Here is a 25,185-nt window from a genome sequence, read left to right on the forward strand (position 1 = left end):
TATGAATGCACAGCAAAACTTGTTAGCGGTTGAAGAAAATATACTCAGTAATTTCAATCAGTATGTAAACCACTTACCTGGTGATAAAGCTGTACAGGAAATCCGCAAGAAAACTATTGAGCAGTTTCAAATGACACGGCTTCCTTCCCGTAAAATCGAAAGTTGGCATTATACCAATCTGCGTACCTTACTGAAGTCTATTAGCAATTTTTCAAAAGTTCAAGACAATCAATTGGTTGATGCATTGCTTTCAGAAAGTGCTGTTTTCTCCATAAACAATGGAAAAACATCGATAGAGTCAAAGGTAGACAACATTGCAGTAAAACGCCTTTCAGACGCATTAGAAGATAATTCTGTACAGATAAATCAAAACATTTCTGATGAAGATTTTATTGGACAGTTAAATACAGCTTTTGTTACAGATGGTTGGCTTTTTCACATCCCTGAAAATACAAAGTTAAATATCCCCATTGAATTACAAAATATACAAATGGGGGGACAATCTCATATTTTTTCGGATATAAAAGTTGATAAAAATAGTCAAGTTATGTTTATTGAACATCAGGTTGGCAATGATAAAGATACCTTTGTCAGTTCAATATTTTCATTAAATGTTGCTGCTGATAGTGATGTTACGTGGATTCTCATTCGCAATCGTGATTTTAATTCTACACAATTTGGTCGATTTTGTGCTGTTCTTGATCAAAGAGCGAAGTTATCACTTTATGTCATTAATATAGGGAGTCAATTAAATCGCCAAGAAATCGATATTGAATTACAGGGAGAAGAATCTGATTTTCAATTACGCGTCATAAATTTATTATCAGGACAAACACATAGTGATCTTACAATGACTGTTCGTCACGTGGAAGAAAAATCAACATCAACCGAAATTATACGCAATGTGGTTACAGATAAGGCTGTTGGTGTTTTCCAAGGAATAATACGTGTTTCTCAAAAAGCGCAAAAAACAGATGCACGCATGGCTTGTAATAGCCTTATTCTTTCAGATGATGCAGAATTTAATGCAAAGCCTGAACTGGAGATTTTTGCTGATGATGTTGCATGTGGTCATGGTGCAACAGTTGCTAATATTAATCATGATTATCTTTTTTATCTTATGACACGTGGTATCCCATTTAAAACGGCGCGAGCACTTTTGATTAAAGGATTTATCTCTGAGCTCATTGATGACATCAAGCAAGATAATATTCAAATCGTTTTGGAGAATATCATTAGTAAATGGCTTGAAAAAAATGTTTAAGGTAGAAAAAATGGAAAATAACGTACAAACATTTACTTATAATGTCGAAGAAATTCGGCGTGATTTTCCTATTTTGCACCATCAAGTTTATGGAAAGCGATTAGCATATCTTGATAGTAGTGCTTCTGCCCAAAAACCAATGTCAGTACTCAATGCAATGAATAATTATTATCACTATAGTTATGCTAATGTGCATAGGGGAATGTATTTTTTAGCCAATATAGCAACACAATCCTATGAAAATTCTCGTGAAACCGTTCGTGTTTTTCTAAATGCTCAAAAAGCTGAAGAAATTGTTTTTACGAAAAATGCAACAGAAGCTATTAATACTGTTGCTTATGGTTGGGCTATACCCAAACTCAAGGAAGGTGATGAGGTTGTTCTAACGATCATGGAACATCATTCAAATATTATTCCTTGGCATTTTCTCCGTGAACAAAAAGGTGTTAAACTTATTTTTGTTCCTGTCGATGAAAATGGTGTTCTGCACATTGAAGATTTCCAAAAATCTTTAAGCGAAAAAACGCGGCTTGTTGCTATAACGCATATGTCCAATATATTAGGAACTGTGCCTCCTGTTAAAGAGATTATTAAGCTAGCACATCAAAATTCTATTCCGGTTCTTGTTGATGGTTCTCAAGGAGCAGTACATTTAACCGTTGATGTGCAAGATCTCGATTGTGATTGGTATGTCTTTACAGGTCATAAGCTTTATGGACCCACTGGTATTGGTGTTTTGTACGGTAAAGAAGATAGATTAGAAGAAATGCGTCCTTTTCAAGGGGGAGGGGAAATGATCGAGGAGGTAACAACCGATAAGGTTTTTTATAATGCTCCTCCTTACCGTTTTGAAGCAGGCACTCCTCCTATCGTTGAAGCTATTGGATTAACTGCGGCTATTGATTATATACAAGAGAAAGGTCGTAGCACGATTCATGCCCATGAGAGGTCCCTTTTAGCTTATGCGCAGGAAAAACTTAAAATGGTTGAGTCATTGCGTATTTATGGTCATTCTCCCAATAAAGGAGCTATTATATCATTTACAATTGAAGGGATTCACGCCCATGATATCGCTATGTTTATTGATAGAAAAGGGGTTGCGATACGTGCGGGAACTCATTGTGCACAGCCTTTATTACAGCGCTTTGGTCTAACATCTATTTGCCGCGCATCGTTAGCCATGTATAACACTCAAGAGGATATAGATCAATTAGTAGAAGCATTGCAAGAAACAAGGACATTTTTTAATGGCTGAATCAATTGAAGAGCGTCATTCTACAGAATCCGTTGAAACTGTAAGCGAAAATAAAAAATCTTACATATCAGCAATTCCAGCAGACGAAATTGATCGTATGACAAATGATATTATTGCTGCTCTCAAAACAGTTTATGACCCAGAGATTCCTGCTGATATTTATGAGCTAGGACTGATTTATCGTATTGATATTGAAGATGATCGTTCAGTAAAAATTGAAATGACTCTTACAGCACCGGGATGTCCTGTTGCGGGTGAAATGCCAGGGTGGGTAGAAAATGCAGTCAGTGCAGTTGAAGGGGTTTCGTATGTTGAAGTCACTATGACTTTTGATCCACCATGGACACCTGATTGTATGTCAGAAGAAGCTCAAATTGCTGTCGGATGGTACTAAAAGTATTGTTAAGAGACTCTAATTTAGCCATTCATGAATAAGCTGTTTACTTTTCACAAGCATTTGAATTTAAGGACGATCGCATGAGTTATAATAAACAAAAACTAGAACTCACTTGGATTGGAAAAGAAAAACGCCCAAAACTAGAGCCTCGTATCTTATTAGAAGATCTTGAAAAATCTTATCACGCTTCGCATCGAATATCATCCCAGGATATTTTTGATAATAAACTTATTTTTGGTGACAATTTGCTCGCACTCAAAGCGCTTGAACAAGAATATATGGGGAAGGTAAAATGTATCTATATCGATCCGCCTTATAATACAGGCAATGCCTTTGAACATTATGAAGATGGTTTAGAGCATTCCATATGGCTCAGCCTTATGAGAGATAGGCTAGAATTGTTACATCATTTACTGGCGGATGATGGAAGTATCTGGATTTCCATTGATGATGATGAACAAGCTTATCTTAAAGTGATGATGGATGAAATTTTTGGTCGCCAAAATTTCATCAACAATATTATTTGGCAAAAGAAATATGCTCCACAAAATGATACAAAATGGCTTTCTGATAATCATGATTTTATAATGGTTTATGCTAAAGATAAAACGATTTGGCGCCCTCAATTGCTTCCTCGTTCAAGCGATATGGATGCGCGCTATAAAAATCCTGATAATGATCCTCGCGGTCCTTGGAAATCAGATAATCTTTCAGTTAAGACTATGAATTTAAAAGATGTTTATGAAATTGTTACGCCTTCTGGGCGCAGTGTGATGCCTCCTGCTGGAACGAGTTGGCGCGTTAGTAAACAAAAATTTGCTAAGCTATTAGAAGATAATCGTGTTTGGTTTGGTCCAACAGGAAGTAATGTTCCTTCTATGAAACGTTTTTTATCAGAGGTAAAAAATGGTATGGTTTCAATGACCATTTGGCCTTATCAGGAAGTTGGCCATAATCAAGATGCAAAAAAAGAAGCCAAAGTCTTCAATTCTGATAGTGTCTTTACAACTCCTAAACCGGAACGTTTAATGGAACGCATTATTCAACTTGCCACTAATCCTGGTGATCTTGTTTTAGATTCTTTTGCGGGTTCCGGCACAACCGGTGCTGTTGCTCATAAAATGGGAAGAAAGTGGATTATGATTGAACTTGGTGAACATTGTCACACCCACATTATCCCTCGTTTAAAACAAGTCATTGATGGAACTGATCAAGGGGGAATTTCCAAAAGTGTCAATTGGCAAGGTGGCGGTGGATTCCGTTATTATCGCCTTGCACCTTCTCTGTTGCAAAAGGATCCATGGGGACAATGGATTATTCGTCGCGAATATAATGCTGCGATGCTTTCAGAAGCAATGTGCAAACATATGGGATTTACCTATGCACCTGATGAAAATCATTATTGGATGCAAGGGTATTCAACCGAAACAGATTATATTTATGTCACAACAAGCGCTATGACCCATGAACAACTCCGTATAATGAGTGAAGAGGTAGGCTCTCATCGCACGTTGCTGATTTGTGGTACAGCCTTTGATACAAAATCAGCATCCTTTGAAAATCTGACACTCACTAAAATCCCCCGTGCAATATTAGAAAAATGCGAATGGGGAAGGGACGATTACAGTTTAAATGTAGCCAATCTTGAACCAGTAATTGTGGTAAAAGAAAACAGCAAAAATAAAGATATTGCGCAAGCAGAATTAGATCTATTTGAATAATATATAAAAAGCGGAGTTTTTCATGAACACTGTTGAAAAAAGGATTTCTGCTCGCTTATCGTTGCGTGATCCTCAACGTGAATCTTTAAATATTTTGGTAAAAATCTTAGAAAATATAGAGCTTTCTAAAAATGCTGATTTGGTTGCAGAGTTAGAAGTGATAAAAAATCTTTATCCTTCTGTACAAGATTTTGAACGAAACTTTCCCTCTTTTTGTTTTGCCTTAGCAACGGGTGTTGGGAAAACGCGACTTATGGGGGCTTTTATCAGCTATCTTTATTTAACAGGTCGTAGTCGCCATTTTTTTGTTTTAGCGCCAAATTTGACTATTTATGAAAAGTTAAAACAGGATTTTAGTCCCCAAAGTCCGAAGTATGTTTTCAGTGGAATGAGTGAATTTATTGCCAATAGACCCGTTATTATTACAGGTGAAGATTATGAAAGTGGTAAAGGTATTCGCGTTGATGAACACCATATTCAAGGACAAAAGCGTTTGTTTGAGAATGGAGATACGGCCTTTATCAATATTTTTAATATTTCTAAAATTAATACAACGGATAATAAAAAAGGCGCACTAAAATCTAGTATTCCGCGAATTAAACGCTTACAAGAAACGATTGGTGAAAGTTATTTTGATTATCTCGCAAATCTTCCTGATTTAGTTTTGTTAATGGATGAAGCACATCGTTATCGAGCTTCTGCTGGTGCGGCAGCAATTAATGAGTTAAAACCTGTTTTAGGAATAGAGCTTACAGCGACACCAAAAACAATAGGTGCAAAACCCGTAGATTTTAAAAATGTTGTCTATAGTTATTCACTTGCAGAGGCTATGAGAGATGGTTTTGTAAAAGAGCCTGCTGTTGCTACACGTAAAGATTTTCAACCTCAAAATTATACATCTGAACAATTAGAACATATCAAATTACAAGATGCAATTCATGCCCATGAAAACGTGAAAGCAGATTTAATTGTCTATGCAAAAGATTATAACAAAAAGTTCGTTAAGCCTTTTATTTTAGTTGTCGCTCAAGATACAAATCATGCACAGAAATTGCGTGATTTATTGGAATCAGATGATTTTTTTGCAGGAGCTTATAAGGGAAAAGTTATAGAGATTCATACAAAACAGTCGAATATAGAAGAAGATCAAAATATTCAAAAGCTGATTGCAATTGAAGATTCTCATGACTCAACAGAAATTGTTATTCACGTTAATAAATTAAAGGAGGGGTGGGATGTTACGAATCTCTATACTATTGTACCGTTGCGTGCATCGGCTTCAGAAATTTTAACAGAGCAAACAATTGGGCGTGGATTGCGTTTGCCTTATGGGTATAGAACAGGCGTGGAAGCTATTGATCGTTTAACAATTATTGCGCATGATCGTTTTCAAGATATTATTGATCGTGCAAACGATCCAAACTCAATTATAAAAAAGCATATTGAGATTGGAACAGGAGGGAATATCCCCTTTGAAAAGACCGATATAGTGACAGTTCCAAGTCAAGTAGAAGCTTTATTGATGCAAACGATGGTAATACGTAATTCCGATATAAATGGAGCATTTTCTGATTTACAAGGTATCATATTACGTCATACAGATTCCCCTACATTAACACCTGAAGAGCAAGATATTGCAGCGATCGCGTGGGATCTTATCAAAGAGAATGATAAATTGCCAAGTTCTCAAATGCTTTGTTCTGCACAGATACAAGAAAAAATTGCTAATAAAGTTATGAATATTAAGCCTTCATCACAAAAGTCTCTTGTATCAAAAGTGCTGACAATTCTGACAAAACAATTAACAGAACTGATAATAGATATTCCAAATATTATACTCATTCCTTCGCGTGATGTTACTTATGGTTTTTATGATTTTGATTTGGAAAATTTAGAAAACTTAAATTTTCAACCTGTTAGTAAAGAACTTTTAATTCGAGAATTGCGTACCCATAAAAGCATTTTTCTCACATCTAAGAATGAATATGTCAAAGAGCCTTATCTTGAAAACTACATCATTCGTGGTTTGATTGATAATGACTTTGTCGATTATGATAACCATACGCTCTTATTACGAAAATTAGCTAGTCAGATAGTAGAACATTTCCGATCTTATTTACCCAATGATACAGCTGTTGAGAACGTATTAATTCACTATCAGCACAAGCTTACTAGTTTTATTGTTGCGCAATTAAGAGAACATCAATGGGAAACGCAAAAAGATTATGCGGTTAAAGTTACACGAGGTTTTACAACTTTACAACCTATCCATTATGTGTTGCCGCAAGGGACGTCTCCTCTTGACTTTCGTAATATTCCTGCCATTAAAAGCGATATTAAAAAACTTGTATTCAGCGGCTTTAGAAAATGCTGTTATCCTTTACAAAAGTTTGATTCAGTAGAAGGGGAATTACGATTTGCTCAAATATTAGAGGATGATGCACAAGTCTTGAAATGGATGAAACCCGCTCGAGGTTTTTTCAAGATAGAATATGATAAAGGATCAATCTATGAACCAGACTTTGTTGTAGAAACGAAGGATGCCAAATATCTTTGTGAGCCTAAAAAAGCCTCTGAAATGCAAAATCCTATTGTTTTAAAAAAGAGAGAAGCTGCAGTTCAATGGTGTTGTCATGCAACGCGCTATGCGGCGACTTATGGCGATAAAAAATGGTATTATGTTCTTATTCCCCATGATGCTATTAAAGCAAATAGTAGTTTTGAAGGTTTGTGTGCAGAGTTTACCATTTCAGAATCTATACTTGAGAGCTCATAACTTTTTGCTTCAAAAATAAAACACATAAGTTTTTTAATTGACGGGTGTGAGGTTTAATCAAATGTTTGAATAATTATTTTTAACTTTTTTCTAACGACGTTAAAATAAAAAGAAAAATGTATAGAAAAGTTATACAAGATTATGCTTTTGTATGGGAATTTGTAGTCCATTTACAATTTTTTATAAAAGTACAATCTTATTTTCGTTATGTGAAAAGATCTTTGAGTTATAGTCATAAATTAAAAAAATATTTTAATTTTATTGAGTAATTTGATAAATGTTCTTTTTTTTTAAAACTTAAACAGTTTATTGTTCTTTCATTTAAAACGCCTGAATATAATGAAATACCCAGAGGATAAAAGGGGGAGTTTTTCATATGACTTTAAATTTAACAAACACTGTTTTTAATTTTTTAAAGAAAAACCCGACAAAAAAGTTTACAGCTCGAGAAATTGCTCAATGGATATTTGAAAATTACCCAGAAAAATGCCGCCAAAAACAAAAGCATTCAACGGCAATAATCACTCCCCTTAATAGTGATGCAGCTCTTATTCAGCAAATTGTTGCTGAAATAGGATCGCAGCGCCCTCAATTACAAAAGCGTTATTCAGAAATTAAAACCACTGAAGGACGACCGCGACAATATTATTTTACTAAACAAACAGATAGTGCTGAAATTGACGCAATAGAGGACAATGCAAAGAGTAGAACAGAAGGTAGCTCTGTTAAAGAGCATGATCTTTATCCGTTATTATCTAAATTTTTATGGTCAGAGCTTGCAGTTTATAGCAAGCGCATTAATGAGAAATGTTCTCGTAATAAACATGGTGCAGGCGGAAATAAATGGCTTTATCCAGATCTCGTAGGGATGCAAGATTTAAGCAAGGAATGGAATCGTGAAATCAAAGACTGTGTTTTGCAATATTTTGATAAAAAGACAAAGCTTTGGTCTTTTGAAGTAAAAATTCTCATCAATCGTTCAAATTTACGAAAAGCATTTTTTCAAACAGTTAGTAATTCTTCATGGGCTAATTTGAGTTATTTAGTAGCTAGTGAAATTGAAGGAGTTGATACATTAAAAGAGCTTCGGATGCTTTCAAGTTTGCATGGAATTGGATTTATAAGACTTAATAAGGAAAACTCTTCCGAGAGTGAGATATTAATTCCTGCCAAAGAACGTAGTGATATTGACTGGGATACTGCTAATAGATTAGTGGAAGAAAACAAAGATTTTCTTGATTATATTAAGCTCATTCGTCAATTTTATCAAACTGGTGAGATGCATCCTCTAGATTGGGATCATATGTATCTATGAGGGGTATTTTTAAAAAGACTCTATTGTTTAAAAGCCTTTTTTCAGAATGATGAAAAATTACTCTAACTATTTTATTTGTCTTATTATATTGGTATAATATGTTGATTTACTAATGATAATTAGTCTTTAAACTTAAATGAGGGGAATGAATATCCTAGTATTCAATCCTTTCAAACCATCTCATATTGATATTGTATCAATTAAAATTTTTCTCACGTACCTCATGAGTAGGGTTGAGTAGGGGAAGAGTAAAAATTCTGTTTTAAGCCTGTTCTATTTTGTGCATTGAGCGTGATTCCATTAGATACTAGACTTAATGATTATAATTTATTATAAATTTGCTATTATAGAGGGTGAAATTCGACTTTTTTGCTTTGTTTACATCAAGCATGGAAAATATCACTTCCTCATATTGAAGTCTTCTTACGGAGAATTTACACTACTATTTCTTTAATTTCCATTGCTGTTCGTTTTGATGATTACTAAGCTTTTTGTTATCCGAAGTAAACATTCAAAAAAACATTAATTTTATAAAATATTCACATAGTTTACTCAATTTCTTGAAATAGATTTAAAAAATAAATTTCTCTCACACCTTATGGTAAAGGAAGTGTGTACTGTCGCAGTCTGCCACAATACTCTCTTTATTTTTCAATAATACCGCACGCTAAACGTGCACCACCTCCGCCAAGCGGTAATGGTTTATCTGATTGATTATCAGCCCCTAAATGAATGACTAAAGAGCGCCCTTTAATTTCAGAGATTTTTTTTAATCGTGGAGCAAGAACGCTCATTATGGCATATCCCTGCTTATCAACATAAAGTACTGGTAAATCACCAAGATGACCATTGACATTATAAGGTCCTAAATGTTTTCCGGTATGTTCCGGATCATAATGTCCACCTGCGCTTCCACCAATTATGCCATCTTTTGTATCACATGAAGGATTTACATGTACATGAAAACCATGCATTCCTTCTGATAAAGTAGATAAATTAGGGATGAAAATCAAACCGTATGTGGTTTCTTCAATTTTAATGCTACCAATAGCCTTTTTGGAATTGTTATATTCTAATTTATAAATATTTACTTGTTTTGATAGTGCTAATGCAGAATTTTTATGAATTAAAAATGCCATAAAAAACAATAATGATAATAATATTTTTTTCATAAAATACCTTTATACTTATATTTTAATATATTGTTGTCTATAAATAACAATCTATATTAATGATATATTATATAAATGTCTTAAATTTAACTTTAAGAAAAATAATTTACATAGAAATATTCTGTTATTAGAAAGAGCAAATAAATTAAAGTGTGTTTATATATATTTCTGAACATAACTTTTATTTTTTGATCTATAAAAAATACAGCTTTTATGGATGGATAATTATATCTCACTTACATTTCTTCAAGAGATGCTTTTAAAAAATCTACTTTTTGAGGTATAATAAGAAATTAAATAAGGAATTTTAGTAAGTTAGATGTTATTTCATTTATAATATGATAATCGTTTCATCAAAAAAAGAACATATAATTTGTTGATGATTTAATTGTTTTTCATAGAAAAAATGACGAGAAATTTCTATTCATTATGAAATTTATAAGAGAAAAAATTATTATGATTCATATAAATTTCCCAATAAAATACAGCATATACCGACACTCCCTCCCATTCCTGATCCTATCAGTGCTCCTATTATTATTCCGGCAGAAAGTGCTACTCCTATACCCATTGCGATAACTGGACCAAATCCTGGAAGAGCAATATAACCATAAGCTGCAAGAGTTGCCGCGATAGCTCCTGATATGCTACCATTTAAACCGCCAATGAAAGCAAATTCTTTAATAGAATGGTAGCACTTTTTTAATTTTTTTTTCTTACAGCTGTGAAAAGAAACGTTGCTGTAAGTTTTTAAATCAATCATATTCTTTTCTTTCATTTTGAATGCTAACTGTTCCTGAATAGTCAACGGATACGAAAAAATGGGACTTTTTAAATTTTACTAAAGCACGCCAGATACCATTGTCATCTAAGCGCAATCGTTTAATATTCTCAAAACCATTTTGCATAAGACAATTTTTAACTTGTGAAGCAGTAAATGAGTTCTGACCTATTTTAGTGACCTTTTGAGTAGAGCTATAGGTAAAGGTTTGACAATAAGGAAGGTAAAAAACTTCACTTATTGAAGTCGTGACTATCAACGAGACACATGCAATCATTATAAAAAAAGTACTTAATTTCAAAAAATTATTTAGTGTCATCTTGTTACCATTTGTTGAAACAACACTTCATTAACCTCTGTGTTACTAACAGGTTCCAAAGATGATTTTATTTTTAATATTATACTTAACAATAAAAATTTTTGAAAATATATTGATTAAATAAAACTGTTTTTATTTATTTTCTTATTAAAATTAATTTAATAAAATAAATTTTTCAAAACGGTATTATTTTTCATTTTATTTATAGTTCTAAATTTAACAGCTATGATTTAGCAAGATATCTTTATAATTTAATTTGTAGTCTATAATTCAGTTTTCTCTTATTTCATATCAACATACTAAATAATATAATAATTTTTAATAAAAAATAATTTACAGTTATATTAATTAAACATGTTATTATTATAAATAAATCAATAAATATAATTAATTATTTTAATATAATTTGTTACTTCTTAGAAAGAACAAAAATATTTTTTTACATCAGTAATAGATATGATTCAAAATACAATTTATTATTTTTTATCTTACGTTATTATTCATTATTGCTTAGTAGAGCTGTTTTGATGATTTTGTTGGAAATATTTGCATAATTTCCTTGAATCCATAACCGGGATACATTCCTTCGCGCATAAATAAATTACGTAATGGTGGGAAACTATGCAACAAACCAAGCCCAATGCTTCGTATGATATGAACAGGCAACATATGAGAAAGTAGAGCAGAGTTCAGTGTATGAACAGCTCCACTTCGGATTAATATATCTGGTTTGCGGCATTTGTTATAATGTGCAACAATCATTTCAGAGTTAGAATTGGATATTTTATTGGGTAAAATATCAATTAAAGTTTGGACATCACGGAATCCTAAATTTAATCCCTGTGCCCCAATAGGGGGAAAAACATGAGCGGCTTCACCCACTAAAATTGTTCGATTAGCAGCAAAATGATGAGAAAGAAGTCCGAAAATCGGCCATGCTTGAATTGATGTTTCTAAGCTTAGCTTTCCAAGCATTGATTGCATTTGGTTTTCGATCATTTTTGCAATTGTTTTTGGTTCTATATTTAATAATTCCTCAGCGCGGGAAGGATGAACAACCCATACAAGACTAGATCTTCGTCCTGGTAGTGGAACCTGTGTAAATGGACCGTGTTCTGTATGAAATTCAGTTGATGTATTTTGATGAGAAAACTCATGAGAAAAGTTGAGAACAAGTGCTTTTTGTGGATAATTCCACTGTTTCACACTTATCCCTGCTGCTGCACGTGTAAGAGAGTGACGTCCATCAGCTGCAACAACAAGTGGTGCTTGAATAATTCTATGATCAGCAAGAGTAATGCATACATGGTTTTTTGTGTGATGAACAGATTTGGCTGCAGAAACAAATCTTGTAATATTGGGCGTATGTGTAACAGCGTCGACTAAAGCACTATTCAATTTTACATTAGGTATATTATAGCCAAAAGCTTTTTCGCCAATTTCAGTAGAAGAAAAATGCACCGTAGGAGCATGCACAATTCTAGAAGTTATATCTATAATTCTCATGGACGATAAAGCAGCTGCATGTTTTTGAAGATTATCCCAAATATTGAGTTTTTGAAGCGTGCGTATTGCGGGCATCATAAGAGCCGTTGTCCGTAACTCATCTGTATGAGCAGGGGGCCCAACAAGAAAAACAGAAAGCCCCTTCTGTGCAAGACTCAGCGCGGCTAACATTCCGACAGGACCTGCACCAATAACAGCAATATCTTTATGCTCTTCCTTTTCAAATATCACAACGATTTGAACCTTTATTCATTGAGAAAATATTTTAACATTTCCAAATGATCTCTCTCTTTTTATTATATGAAGCTCTTCTATTATTATAGTATGTAATAAATAATGCGATATAAAAAAGTAACCTTTTTATGATTTTTTTAAATGCTGAGTTATATCATCGTTAAAAAATGGCGTATTGATAGATGGTTGAAGACTTTAAAACGAGGATAAGAAAACCTTGAAACGTAAATTAACAAAGAAAATCAAAACAAATGCTAAATTATTACGCCATAAAAAAGTAACAATGCCACAAGCAAAGGCCTTTTCCGTTCATTTACTAACAGCTTCGGGATCATTTTTAGCGTTTCTTTCTCTTATATCAGCCTCTCAAAAAGAATGGACAGCTATGTTCTGTTGGCTTGGGCTTGCTCTTCTCGTTGATGGTATAGATGGACCAATTGCACGCAAACTTGATGTTAAGTACGTTCTTCCAACATGGTCTGGAGAGCTGTTAGATAATATTATTGATTACGTGACTTATGTCTTAATTCCTGCCTTTGCACTCTATCAAAGTGGTTTCATGGGGATAGGGTTATCATTTTCATTGAGTGCAATTATTGTTATTTCATCTGCTATTTATTATGCAGATACTAGTATGAAAACCAAAGAAAACTTTTTTAAAGGATTTCCTGTTGTTTGGAATATGATGATTTTTACGCTTTTTGTAGTCAGACCAGGAGAGTGGATTACTTTTATCATTATTGTTCTATCGGCGATTATATCTTTTTTGCCAATTTATTTTATTCATCCAGTAAGAGTCCTTCGTTTACGTAGAATTAATTTTCCCATTTTTCTCTTATGGTGTTTTTTTGGTGTTTCTGCCTTCTTTTATCAACTAGAGGCTCCCTATTGGGTTAAAATAGGAATTTCGGTAACAGGAATTTATATATATTGTATTGGCGCAATCATGCAAACATTTCCTAAACTTGGGGCAAAAAGTATAAAAAAAACAATGAAATAATTGTTTTAAGAAGGGTGTGAGATGCAAATTAATTTTGGAGCAGATGATGATATTTCTTTTACGAAAGAAGGGCGTGCTGGTATTATAAAGCTCACACGTCCTTCAGCATTAAACGCTCTTAATCAACGAATGGTTTCAGCTTTAAAAAAAGCTCTCAGAACATGGGAAACAGATGATAATGTTTCTTGTGTCTTAATTGAAGGGGAGGGGCGTGCTTTTTGTGCTGGTGGAGATGTTGTAGAAATCTATCATATGGGGAAAAGTGCTGCTGCTTGTCAATACTTTAGAAATGAATATAGTTTAAATGCTTATATCAAACATTTTTCAAAGCCCTACATTTCTTTCTTAAACGGTATTTGGATGGGAGGAGGGGTAGGTATTTCTCTCTACGGCTCGCATCGAATTGTTACAGAAAATACAGTTTTTGCTATGCCAGAAGGTGCGATTGGATTTTTCCCAGATGTAGGTGCAAGTTTTTTCTTACCATCTCTTCCCAATCATTTTGGTATCTATCTTGCATTAACGGGCGCACGTATAAAGTGGGGAGATTGCTTAAATTTAGGATTAGCAACACACGCCGTTGCTGAAACTGAATTCGATATGATTAGAAAAGCTGTTATTGAGCAAGGAGATCCTACTTTAGCTTTAAACGAGCGAACAATTACAAAAGACTATGAAACAAGTCATGAAATACGTTGTATTATTAACACTTGTTTTAGTGCCCATACCTTAGAAGAATGTCTCGAGTTGCTACATAAAAAAAGCAATGAAGATGTTTTATTTGCTAAAGAATGTTATGATATTTTGCAGTCACGTTCTCCGACAAGTTTAAAAGTTATCTGGAAACAAATGAAACAAAATTCATCTCAAACGTTGGAAGATTGTATGAAAATTGAAAACCGCATAGCGTATCATATGATTCATTCACATGATTTTTATGAAGGTATACGTGCTATGTTAATCGATAAGGATAAAAGACCTCAATGGCAACCAGATAAACTTTCAAATGTGACAGATGAAATGGTAGATTCTTACTTCCAACCTGTTGAACAAGAGTTATTATTGTGAAAAATAATTCTCACAAACAGATTTCAAAAATCAATTTAATCTATAACTGTTACTTACGGTTTTTAGCATTTATTTGCTTAGTTCTAGGTATTTGTTATTGGATACGCCTTGTTGGTGTTTTTCCAGGTATTCTATGGCGTTTTGATCTTATGCCTTGGCAGTGGCAATTTGCATCAGCTATATTGGCTATTCTCTATCCTATTGCCTTAGTTGGACTTTGGATGTATTCACTATGGGGTATCATTGTGTGGTGTATTGCAGCGTTGATTGAAGCAATAACAATATATTATTCCGATTTTATTTATCAGCCATTTGTACCATTATTTCATGGAATATTGTTTTTAGCTTTTATAGTACTACAAATTGTAATTATTTTTTTTAAAAGAGTAAAAAATAAAAAAACATTGTGATTAAAATTTTCGAGCCAGAATAACAGGCTCAATTTTCGATCTTAGCTAACTTAACTAGCTCAAGTAGCTCATTTTAAAGCTTCGTTCCTCAAAACACTGATGCTAGCTATACTTCTCCATAAAGTTCCATAATATATATTATGCGATAATATGATGCAGAAGATAAATCCTTTATCCAAAAAGAAAACCCTCCTTTAAAACATCATCATATTTATATCATACAATTTACTTTTAAAATAAAATTTGGTCTTTAAAGTACATTCCTTAAAGACCAAAAATAGTGATAGTGATAATGAAATTACGTATAATAAAACTAAGAAAAATTATTGTGCTATTTGACAACGTTTCGTACGTGCAAGATCACTCAAAACAGCATTACGGTTATTTAAAGCTGAAATTTCATTACTTTCACTGGATTTAGGATCTATAAAAAACAAAGCAGGAAGAAATACAAGACTTGTTGCTGCTAAAGCCGCATTTTTATTTCTTGCTTTATAACGCTCTCTAATTGTAGCATCGATTTGGCGCTTATTAGCAAAAAATTCCCGTTGAATATCAGAACAACTCATTGTTCCATCATGTAATGTGGTAACTGGAATATTTTTTTCTAAACGCCCCCCACATGCTGTCAAAAAAAACGCTAAAACGACAATACATACACCCCATTTAAAATTTTCTTTATACATAAAAACCTCACTTTTAACACAAAATGTTTTTAATGAGATTTAAATAGAGCAAAAGTAAGATTAAAATTTTAACAAATATACTATCAACAAAAATATATTTCGTTAATAAGTTCACGCATCTGTTTAAAAAGTAAGACCTTGATATGCAAGGTTTTACATAGGATGGGACGTAATTTACGACCACATTGTAATTATGTGTGAGTAGAGCTTCAATGATGAGAACATCCAAATCCATTAATTTCGATTTGGTCTTTAAGGTATATTCCTTAAAGACCAAAAAATGAAATTACATATGATAAATAAGAAAAATTACTGTACTATTTTACAACGTTTCATACGTGCAAGATCACTCAAAACAGCATTACGATTATTTAAAGCCGAAATTTCATTGCTTTCACTGGATTTAGGATCCATAAAAAACAGAGCAGGTAAAAATACAACACCTGCCGCTGCTAAAGCTACATTTTTATTTCTTGCTGTAGAACGCTCTCTAATTGTATCATTAATCTGTCGTTTATTAGCAAAAAACTCCCGTTGAATATCGGTGCAACTCATTGATCCATCATGTAATGTTGTCGTTGCAATATTTTTTTCTAAACGCCCCCCACATGCTGTCAAGGAAACTGCTAAAACGGCAATACATACACCCCGCTTAAAATTCTTATACATAAAAACCTCATTTTAAACATAAAAAAGTGATATTTATGTCAAAAATAAAACAAAATAAAGGATAATCTTCAAAAAACTTTATTTAACGTAAAATATTGTATGAATAAGCTTATGCAGTTGTTTCGAAAGTAAGGCCCTGATACGCAGGTTTTACATAGGATGGAACGTAATTTACGACTGCATTATAATCCAGCGATCTATCCATATGTGTGAGTATTGCTTGTTTTGGCTTTAAATATTTTATCCATTGTAATGCTTGATCAACAGAAAAATGACTTGGGTGAGATTTAAATTGAAGGGCTTCGATGATGAGAACATCCAAACCCATTAATTTGGATAATGTTTTTTCAGGAAATTCACTAACATCCGTACAATAGGCAACGTTCCCAATCCGAAAACCTAAGGAATGAATGTTTCCGTGGTGTTGTAAATGTGTATTGACGCTTATTTCTCCGCCCTGCCCCTGAATAATAAATTGGCTATCTTCATTGATAAGATGCTCTTTTAAAATGGGAGAATAAGATGAATCTTTTGGAGTTTGAAAACAATATCCGAAAGCACTTTTGAGATGCTCTAGTGTAAATCTGTCGGCATAGATATCTATTAAACATTTTTGTGCAAGTGCATAGCTGCGTAAATCATCAATACCGTGGATATGGTCTGCATGAGAATGCGTGTAAAGAGCAGCATCAAGATGGCTTACACGCGCATCGATCATTTGTGAGCGAAAATCTGGACCTGTATCAATAACGATCGTTGTTTTGCCTCCTGAAGGTTTAATACGTTCAACTAATAAAGAACTTCTGTAGCGTTTATTTTTAGGGTTATTCGGATCACATGTTCCCCAATCACCATTAGGTCTTGGCACTCCTGGAGAAGGACCACAACCTAATATTGTAAATCGGTATTGATCACACATATCTTTTGCCTTATTTCATTTTGCTAAATAAACGAAAAGCATTACGCGTTGTTATTTGAGCTGTTTCTTCAATGCTTAAGCCAATTGTTTCAGCCAAAACAGCTGCTGTATAACATACAAAAGATGGTTCATTTGTTTTGCCCCGATGGGGACTAGGTGCTAAAAATGGAGCATCTGTTTCCACTAACAAATGCTCATGGGGCACAATTTTTGCTATTTCACGGATTTCAAGTGCGTTTTTAAAAGTAAGAATACCCGAAAAAGAAATATAACCACCAAGTTCAATTCCAGCACGAGCAAGTTGCATTCCAGACGAATAACAATGAAGGATAAAGGGAAAAGCTCCTTCTTTTATCTGTTCACGTAATATTTTCTCCATATCGATATCGGCATTGCGTGAATGTATAACAAGAGGAATCTGTGTTTCTCGAGAAGCAATGATATGTTCTTGAAAAACTTTCTTTTGCTCTTCTGGTGTAGAGTAATCATAATGATAATCAAGGCCCCCTTCCCCAAACGCAACAATTTTAGGATGATTCGAGAGCTGTATAAGCTCTTCCGCTGTAATATTTTGTTCTTCATGCGCGTGATTGGGGTGTGTTCCAACGGAACAAAAGACTTGATCATAGCTTTGCGCAATGGCTAACAGTTTATCTAACTTATGAACATGGGTTGAAATTGTTATCATACGTTTAACGTCAGCATCTAAAGCCCGTTGGATAACATTATCCAAATCTTGTGAAAAGTCTTCAAAATCAAGATGACAATGTGTATCAATCAACATGATGAGTGTCTTCTTTCTTCAAGATATAACGAGGAAAAATTGGTTCTGGTGGTGGAAGATCAAGCCCTTCTTGAATTTTTGAATGACTTATATGATACAATAACCGATCATCTTCAGCAACCGCAAGGCTATCAAGAAGTTTCGTTGCTGATTGGGGTATGAAAGGCAAAAGCATAATTCCTATTCTCCGCAAGATTTCTACAGTTATATAAAGAACTGTAGAAAATCGTTCTCGATCGTTTTTACGTAAACTCCAAGGTTGTTCGTTGGCAAAATAGCGATTGGCATCTGCTACAATTGAAAAAATAGCTGAAAGTGCTAAATGCATACTATAAGAAGACATAGCTTGGTGTACAGTTTCAAGTACTTGAAGAGATTGTTCTAAAAGCTGTTTATCTTGAGCTAAAAATAAAGCTGGTTTCGGGACTTGTGCATTACAATTTTTGGCAATCATAGACAAACAGCGCTGTGCTAAATTACCAAGATCGTTAGCAAGATCAGCATTAATACGGTTCACAAGGCTTTCATGACTATAACTACCATCTTGTCCGAATGGCACTTCACGGAGAAGGAAATAACGGACCTGATCAAGACCATAATGATCAACCATTTCAAAAGGATCAACGACATTTCCAATAGATTTTGACATTTTTGCACCACGATTAAGTAAAAAACCATGTGCAAAAATATTTTTAGGCAATTCAATTCCAGCAGACATTAAAAATGCCGGCCAATAGACTGCATGAAAACGAATAATATCCTTACCAATAATATGCGTATTTGCAGGCCAAAAATCACGTTTTTTTGAATTTTCATTGAAAAAACCTATTGCTGATAGATAATTTGTAAGCGCATCAACCCAGACATACATCACGTGCTTTGGATTCTCAGGAACAGCAATTCCCCAGTTAAAACTTGTGCGTGAAATAGAGATATCTTTTAATCCCGATTTGATAAAACTTATAATTTCATTACGCCGCTCAAGTGGCAAAATAAAATCAGGATATTTTTCATAATATTCAAGAAGAGCCTTTTCATAACCAGAAAGTCTAAAAAAATAACTTTCTTCTTCATTCCATTCAACTGGAGAGCCTAATTCCTTCTCGCGACGGATGTTGTCTGCTCCAACTTCTGTATCTTTCTCTTCATAATACGCTTCTTGGCGAACCGAATACCACCCCGTATAACGACCGAGATAAATATCGCCATTTGCTTCCATCTTTTTCCAAATTTCTTGACAAGCTTGATAATGGCGTTCTTCTGTCGTACGGATAAAATCATCATTAGAACAATTTAATACTGCAAGCATTTTTTGAAACACCGCACTATTACGATCTGCAAGTTGCTGAGGTGTCATGCCTAATGCAGCTGCGGTTTGTTGCATCTTGAGACCATGCTCATCTGTACCAGAAAGAAAAAATACATTTTTTCCGTTTAACCGTTGAAAGCGGGCTAAAACATCGCTTGTAATGGCACTATAAGCATGTCCAATATGTGGAGCAGCATTAGGATAAAAAATGGGAGTTGTTATGTAATATGTGTCACGCATGTCATACTCGTTGTAAAACGCTATAAATAGAAGATATAATGACATAACGCTTGTTCATCGCATTGTCACGGAAAAACTAATTCTCATGAATGATCTTATGAACTTTAAAAAGTAAGTTAATAACAAACTGCTTTTTATCGAGATTAAACAGTTGTATTTCCTCTATTTCTTGATGAATCTCCTGCCATTTTTCCGCATATTTTTTTGAGAGAAATAAGTCTCCCTTTTCAACGAGCATGATAGCTTTTTTTTGAATTTTATTAAGAATTTCATCACAAAATTGTTGAAATTGGAATGTAGAAGAAGCAGATGAAAATGTTTGTGCAAGAGTATGTACAATCGTTGCATTACAAACAGGTTTCTCTAGGAGAGCATCAATTGTTTTAATAACTTCAAGACCGCCATGGCAAATAAGTAAAGCGGCTTTTCGAGGACTTCCTTTAGATTTTTTAATAATCATTTCAATTGTTTTTTCATCAGGTAAATCCTGATCGGCGAAAATATGTATAATAACTTTTTTCATTTCATCGTTATTCAACGGACGAAAAGAAGTTTTTTGACACCGTGAATGGATTGTTGGAAGCAATTTTCCTGAAGAATGTGCGATAATAACAAATAACGTTTTTGTAGGTGGTTCTTCAAGTATTTTGAGAATTGCATTTGCTGCATTTCTATTCATATCATCTGCAGAATCAATAATAACAATACGCCATCCATTATCTTGCGATGTTCGACTTAAAAAATGCATAATATCACGGATATCATCAACGAGTATTCCTGTTTTAAACTTTTGTGTTTTCACATCAAATCGACGTGAAATATACAAAAGACCAGGGTGACTTCCTTGTGTAATTTGGCGCCATGGGGTAGAATAAGGATCGGGTTTCAAGAAAGAACTCTGTTGAAAACTTAAAATGTTCCAAGCAAGATGAAAGGCTAATGTAGCCTTTCCAATCCCGTATTCTCCTTCAAATAATAATGCATGATGCAAACGCTCTTCTTTAAGCATTTGTGTCAAAAAATGACGCACATCCTCATGACCAAAGATAACATTGTTCTGGGATGGTGATAAAATTGTATCAATATCATCATATTGGCGTAAGGTATTTAAATTACTCATGAAAGCTGATCCAACAATACCTGATGACAAATATTTTTTATTTGATGAGCAATAGCTTCCACTGAGCCAGTGGCATCAATGACTCGAAATCTATGGGGTTCTTGTTTGGCCAATTGAAGAAAAGCCTGACGTCTTTGTTCTTGAATTTCCAACTGATCTTTTTCAAAATAATCAATTTCTTCTGTTTTTTTTCTTCGTAAATTTGCACGCTTCATACCACACATTGCTGGCATATCTAATAAAAATGTTAAATGAGGCAAAATACCATTGAGCGCAATACACTCTAAAACAGAAAGAAGAGAAGAACTGACTCTATTATTGAGTCCTTGATAAACGCGTGTAGAATCAATAAAGCGGTCACATAAAACGATTTTACCTTTTTGCAAAGAAGGTGCAATAACTTCATGAAAATGGTCAGCGCGTGCAGCTGTAAACAAAACAGCTTCAATCAACGGTCCATACTGTTGCGTCTGCCCCGACAACAAAATATGCCGGATTGCTTCTGCTCCTGGCGTTCCTCCTGGTTCTCGTGTTGTAACAACATCATAACCTTGGTGAGAGAGAGACTCAGCAAGTAAAGAAATCTGCACCGTTTTTCCTACCCCCTCCCCTCCTTCGAATGTAATAAAATAACCTGACACGTATGACCTTAACCTTATTAGCGCGTAACTACAAATATTTCCGTAACCATCCAATTGTTATTTCATAGAATGCATTTTTTACTTTTGCAAAGAAACTTCCTTCCTGAATATTCATTCCGGCAAAAACTGGTTTTTCCAGAAGAATCTTTTTATCTTCTAAAATTTGAATAACACCAACTGATTGCCCAGAAACGATGGGGGCTTTCAATGGACCATGATATTTAATTTTTGCTTTAACATTTACTTTTTTTTCATTCGAAAGCATAAAACTTATTGGTGTTTTAACAATGAGTGGAACAAAATTTTTCTTACCACCGTAAACAGAAGCACGACCAACCGTTTCTTTTTTTGTGAAAATTGTTTTGAGATCAAATGCCGTCATCCCCCATTGAAGAATGCGTTCTATTTCTTTTGTATATTTTTTACCATCTTGCAAACCATTGATTGCTAAAAAAAGACGTCGATGATTTTTAGAAATGGTGGCAACCATTGAAAAACCTTCTTTTTCACTGTAGCCAAAACCAAATCCTTCTACACCAATTTCCTTAGAAATAAGAGGGTTTTTATTACGTTGAAAAATATTATTCCATGTAAAATGAGGCTCACAATAAAGTGCATAATAATCCGGATATTCCTGAACAATATGACGTGCTAATATAATCATATCACGCACAGTTACAAATTGTCCCTCTTCGGGTAGCCCTGTAGCATTAACAAAATGACTCTGAGATAATCCGATTATTTTTGCGCGCTGATTCATCAGTTTTACAAAATGATCTTCATGTCCTGATATTCCTTCAGCAAGAATAATAGCAGCATCATTTCCATTCACAATAATTAAACCACGTAAAAGATCAGAAACACTGATTTCTGTCTTTATCTTTGCAAACATAGTGGTTGTACCGGAAGGTGCTCCACCTTTGCGCCAAGCATTTTCACTGACCTTGAATTTCTGCGTACTTTTTAATAATCCTTTTTTTAATTGATGAAATACAACTTCTGCTGTCATCAATTTTACTAATGAAGCAGGAAAAAAAGGAATATCACTTTGTTTTTCATAAAGTATTGTCTCTGTATCATCATCGAGTAATAACAGTTGTGATGCGGGAGTTTGAAAATCTTGTGCTCTCCCCCACGTATCAAATGCCAATACTCCCCATAATATCAATAAGATCCTTAATGCTGTATACATAGCTGCTCCTCCCATCCCAAAGATCAACATAAAGAATCTTATATAGGAAAAAACTTTTTGATTTCTGAAAATTGAGGAATTATTTACAACTCATAAAAAGATTTTATTTTCATTTAGCTTTAGAAAAAATAATATGACACGTTTTTTATCTTCCATGTAGGTTCAATTTAACATTTTAAATGTATGAGAGACAAAAGATTTTTTCCTATTTTTATTGATAGTATTTTGATTTGTTATGATAAATTATCATTTTAAAATTGAAGCTAACTCAAAATACTGTAAGATTCTCTCATCCCCTCTTCTCATATTGAATTCATTAAAAATCGCTTACTTACGGGTCATAAGTAGGGTTCGTATATGGATAAAAATTATTAAAAAAGAGAGTAAAAATACTTCTTATAAACCTCTCAAGTGTTAAGAATTATCGCACAAAACATTGGGGGCTTGCAAAGTGTATGATGGTGTCGATTTATATCTTCATAAGAGTAAAGATGCTGATGTCTAAAGGCGTTAACAGTTATACCATTCACAGGCGCTGTCGCAAAATAGGCTTGTAGCGTGTTAAAGTATGTCTCTTTTAAATAAGTCCATGAATTGGCAATGTAAGTGTATTTTGTTTGAGACGCTCTGTTTTTCGTGAGGGAACTTACTCCATTAAAGAACATGATAAACAAAAGCATGAGATAATGCATAATCTTTTCATAAGATATTACCGTAGATACTTTAGAAAGATGCAAGGCCGAATCAAAAGAAAATATTTTTTTACTTGTTAAGCTTTTTATTCCTCTCAAATCGAGAGTACAAGTTGTTTTAGAGATTACACAAACAGACTGACACAATAATTTACCTTCGTCTAGCAAAAGCTATTACAGCAAGAAAAGTACACGCTTTATTAAGCAAGCAATATCATAAAACGACGAATAGACCAGCAATGGAGTGGAAAGGCCGTACTGAATTTATAATAATAGAACCCAACCACGCTTTTTGAAAAGGACAAAGCGCTTTAAGATAAAAATCCTACACTAAATCCGTAATTTCTTACCTTTTTTACTAGAAAATTATATAGATAAAAAATCAATGCATTTTTTCTTAAAACAGTTGTAGCCAATTAACCTTTGTTTTTTTGTTTAGCTTATTTATAGAAGCAACTTGATCGAATGGTATCGGCTTATCAACCATGATAGGACCAATTTCTGGCAATTTAACTGCAACAGTTTTATTACGTTGTTCTTGTTCAACAGCAGCTGCTTTAGCTAATTCTTTTTTGTTCCTTGTATTGCGCTGCTCTTTTAACAAAACAGTTTCTCTTTTTTTCGCAACATTTTCCGACGCTAATGAATATGGGGCAGCATTTCCAGGAGTATAAGAGGACATTAAATATGCAGCATCATAATAGCCAACAGGTGCTTCAGCAATATATTCTACTTTAACATCTGCGACCCCCCTATCTACATACCCCAATATTGCCGCAGCTTGCCTTGATAAATCAATGATTCTGTCTTTCATAAAAGGTCCGCGATCATTCACTCTAACAACGATTGAAGACCCATTTTTCAAATTAGTAACACGAGCATAGCTAGGTAAAGGCATTGTAGGATGAGCAGCAGTCAAAAGATTCATGTCATAAATTTCACCGTTGGCAGTTAAACGTCCATGAAAATCTGAACCATACCATGATGCTTCGCCAACACGTTTATAAGTTGGATCACTTTGAGGATAATACCACTTTCCTTTTATTTGATAAGGTTTACCAACAATCGCTCGTCCACGCTTTTTTTCTTCCGATTGATTCTTCTTATTAGATACTTGTTGAGGTAGTACAGAAGTGTTTACGTTAATTGGTTTATTATGATAGGAATCTTTTATTGAAAAATTCATAGTTTGGCTTGCGCAACAAGATACCAGTGACTGAGAAATGACGATCATAGAAAACAATTGAAGTGTTGGTTTAATCATAAAAGTAATTTTCTTTTTTCTATTTGAAGGCATCTATTCAGTCCACTTATTTCTGTTAAGTACTACTTGTAAAAACCACGTCACGCTTTTTGTACGCAACGGAAGAATTTACGTTTTTAAATGATTTCCCTCGCGCATATACCACTCTTGAATTGGCCCCTTCTATCAAGAAATTAACGTATTGTTAACCTTTTTATGGTTTTCATACAAAATAAATGTACTATAGTAGATGTTAAAAAGATTAAAATTTAAACAAATCAACATCTTATAGAAAATTCATTTCATAATATAAGTGTGAATAAGTGGTGATTTTAGCAACTGTTTTGCGAATCATGTAATGCAGTGGGTATTAAAAACCACCTATGGATTGAGAAAATTAGAAACCGCATGTGCTGCCAACGCAGGTACAACCCTATCCGTAAGTTTGTTGAAAATGGAGACAGCATAGCAC

General features: G+C 33.9%; 22 protein-coding genes and 1 pseudogene. 9 read left to right on the top strand and 14 right to left on the bottom strand.

Features of this window, described 5'->3' with window-relative positions:
• Position 1: 1 nt before the first annotated feature.
• The 6 genes from sufD to ACFIMI_RS04940 all read left to right on the top strand — a co-directional run bounded on the left by sufD (position 2) and on the right by ACFIMI_RS04940 (position 8,728).
• Entirely contained in the window at positions 2-1,264 is a 1,263-nt protein-coding gene (gene sufD / locus ACFIMI_RS04915; protein WP_375621244.1) for a Fe-S cluster assembly protein SufD, read from the top strand.
• A gap of 10 nt (positions 1,265-1,274) precedes the next feature.
• Entirely contained in the window at positions 1,275-2,519 is a 1,245-nt protein-coding gene (locus ACFIMI_RS04920) for a cysteine desulfurase (protein WP_375692289.1), read from the top strand.
• Positions 2,512-2,913, top strand: coding sequence for an SUF system Fe-S cluster assembly protein (locus ACFIMI_RS04925; RefSeq protein WP_273787976.1), 402 nt, complete (start codon positions 2,512-2,514; stop codon positions 2,911-2,913). Before ACFIMI_RS04920 ends, ACFIMI_RS04925 begins: the two co-directional genes overlap by 8 nt.
• An 83-nt stretch (positions 2,914-2,996) precedes the next feature.
• Entirely contained in the window at positions 2,997-4,637 is a 1,641-nt protein-coding gene (locus ACFIMI_RS04930) for a site-specific DNA-methyltransferase (RefSeq protein ID WP_375692290.1), read from the top strand.
• Positions 4,638-4,659: 22 nt separating this feature from the next.
• Positions 4,660-7,413 (top strand): DEAD/DEAH box helicase, encoded by a 2,754-nt coding sequence (locus tag ACFIMI_RS04935; protein WP_375692291.1) that lies wholly within the window; start codon positions 4,660-4,662, stop codon positions 7,411-7,413.
• A 376-nt stretch (positions 7,414-7,789) separates the two neighbouring features.
• Positions 7,790-8,728, top strand: a complete 939-nt coding sequence (locus ACFIMI_RS04940) for a COG2958 family protein (RefSeq protein WP_375692292.1) — start codon at positions 7,790-7,792, stop codon at positions 8,726-8,728.
• 644 nt (positions 8,729-9,372) lie between these two features.
• Here ACFIMI_RS04940 and sodC read toward each other — a convergent pair.
• From sodC to ACFIMI_RS04960, 4 genes are all read right to left on the bottom strand, one after another.
• A complete protein-coding gene (gene sodC, locus ACFIMI_RS04945) occupies positions 9,373-9,900 on the bottom strand; it encodes a superoxide dismutase [Cu-Zn] SodC (RefSeq protein ID WP_375613433.1) in 528 nt (175 codons plus the stop codon).
• 454 nt (positions 9,901-10,354) lie between these two features.
• Positions 10,355-10,663 carry a hypothetical protein gene (locus ACFIMI_RS04950; protein WP_375621249.1) on the bottom strand — a complete coding sequence of 103 codons (309 nt, stop codon included), beginning with the start codon at positions 10,661-10,663 and terminating at the stop codon, positions 10,355-10,357.
• Positions 10,656-11,000, bottom strand: coding sequence for a hypothetical protein (locus tag ACFIMI_RS04955; protein WP_375638399.1), 345 nt, complete (start codon positions 10,998-11,000; stop codon positions 10,656-10,658). The genes ACFIMI_RS04950 and ACFIMI_RS04955 overlap by 8 nt, the downstream gene beginning before the upstream one ends.
• 510 nt (positions 11,001-11,510) lie before the next feature.
• Positions 11,511-12,737, bottom strand: a complete 1,227-nt coding sequence (locus tag ACFIMI_RS04960) for a UbiH/UbiF family hydroxylase (RefSeq protein ID WP_375692293.1) — start codon at positions 12,735-12,737, stop codon at positions 11,511-11,513.
• Between the two features lie 220 nt (positions 12,738-12,957).
• Here ACFIMI_RS04960 and pcsA point away from each other — a divergent pair, with 220 nt between their 5' ends.
• Genes pcsA through ACFIMI_RS04975 form a run of 3 tightly spaced genes read left to right on the top strand, consistent with a single transcriptional unit; the run spans position 12,958 to position 15,218 of the window.
• Positions 12,958-13,740 carry a phosphatidylcholine synthase gene (gene pcsA, locus ACFIMI_RS04965; RefSeq protein WP_375692294.1) on the top strand — a complete coding sequence of 261 codons (783 nt, stop codon included), beginning with the start codon at positions 12,958-12,960 and terminating at the stop codon, positions 13,738-13,740.
• A 21-nt stretch (positions 13,741-13,761) separates the two neighbouring features.
• Positions 13,762-14,808, top strand: coding sequence for an enoyl-CoA hydratase/isomerase family protein (locus tag ACFIMI_RS04970; protein WP_375638401.1), 1,047 nt, complete (start codon positions 13,762-13,764; stop codon positions 14,806-14,808).
• Positions 14,805-15,218, top strand: a complete 414-nt coding sequence (locus ACFIMI_RS04975) for a DUF6163 family protein (protein WP_375613429.1) — start codon at positions 14,805-14,807, stop codon at positions 15,216-15,218. The genes ACFIMI_RS04970 and ACFIMI_RS04975 overlap by 4 nt, the downstream gene beginning before the upstream one ends.
• Before the next feature lie 323 nt (positions 15,219-15,541).
• Here the strand turns inward: ACFIMI_RS04975 and ACFIMI_RS04980 are convergent, their stop codons facing one another.
• The 10 genes and pseudogenes from ACFIMI_RS04980 to ACFIMI_RS05025 form a co-directional block, all read right to left on the bottom strand.
• Positions 15,542-15,904: a hypothetical protein gene (locus tag ACFIMI_RS04980; protein WP_375618144.1), complete on the bottom strand. Its 363-nt coding sequence runs from the start codon at positions 15,902-15,904 to the stop codon at positions 15,542-15,544.
• A 123-nt stretch (positions 15,905-16,027) separates the two neighbouring features.
• Positions 16,028-16,169, bottom strand: a pseudogene (locus ACFIMI_RS04985) (MBL fold metallo-hydrolase); the annotation flags it as partial.
• Between the two features lie 44 nt (positions 16,170-16,213).
• Positions 16,214-16,573 carry a hypothetical protein gene (locus ACFIMI_RS04990; RefSeq protein ID WP_375606871.1) on the bottom strand — a complete coding sequence of 120 codons (360 nt, stop codon included), beginning with the start codon at positions 16,571-16,573 and terminating at the stop codon, positions 16,214-16,216.
• 109 nt (positions 16,574-16,682) lie between these two features.
• Positions 16,683-17,492 (bottom strand): MBL fold metallo-hydrolase, encoded by an 810-nt coding sequence (locus ACFIMI_RS04995; RefSeq protein WP_375638402.1) that lies wholly within the window; start codon positions 17,490-17,492, stop codon positions 16,683-16,685.
• 10 nt (positions 17,493-17,502) lie between these two features.
• Positions 17,503-18,276 (bottom strand): TatD family hydrolase, encoded by a 774-nt coding sequence (locus tag ACFIMI_RS05000; protein ID WP_375638403.1) that lies wholly within the window; start codon positions 18,274-18,276, stop codon positions 17,503-17,505.
• Complete coding sequence (metG, locus tag ACFIMI_RS05005; protein WP_375638404.1) at positions 18,266-19,825, bottom strand: methionine--tRNA ligase; 1,560 nt, start codon at positions 19,823-19,825, stop codon at positions 18,266-18,268. The genes ACFIMI_RS05000 and metG overlap by 11 nt, the downstream gene beginning before the upstream one ends.
• Positions 19,826-19,901: 76 nt before the next feature.
• A complete protein-coding gene (locus tag ACFIMI_RS05010; protein ID WP_375692295.1) occupies positions 19,902-20,945 on the bottom strand; it encodes a DNA polymerase III subunit delta' in 1,044 nt (347 codons plus the stop codon).
• Entirely contained in the window at positions 20,942-21,586 is a 645-nt protein-coding gene (gene tmk / locus ACFIMI_RS05015; protein ID WP_375613423.1) for a dTMP kinase, read from the bottom strand. Before tmk ends, ACFIMI_RS05010 begins: the two co-directional genes overlap by 4 nt.
• A 28-nt stretch (positions 21,587-21,614) precedes the next feature.
• Positions 21,615-22,778 (bottom strand): D-alanyl-D-alanine carboxypeptidase family protein, encoded by a 1,164-nt coding sequence (locus ACFIMI_RS05020; RefSeq protein WP_375681822.1) that lies wholly within the window; start codon positions 22,776-22,778, stop codon positions 21,615-21,617.
• Positions 22,779-23,867: 1,089 nt separating this feature from the next.
• Positions 23,868-24,767 carry a septal ring lytic transglycosylase RlpA family protein gene (locus ACFIMI_RS05025; RefSeq protein WP_375610370.1) on the bottom strand — a complete coding sequence of 300 codons (900 nt, stop codon included), beginning with the start codon at positions 24,765-24,767 and terminating at the stop codon, positions 23,868-23,870.
• Between the last annotated feature and the right edge of the window lie 418 nt (positions 24,768-25,185).

The sequence above is a fragment of the Bartonella sp. AP4SXKL genome, from assembly GCF_042195845.1.
Lineage (GTDB): Bacteria > Pseudomonadota > Alphaproteobacteria > Rhizobiales > Rhizobiaceae > Bartonella.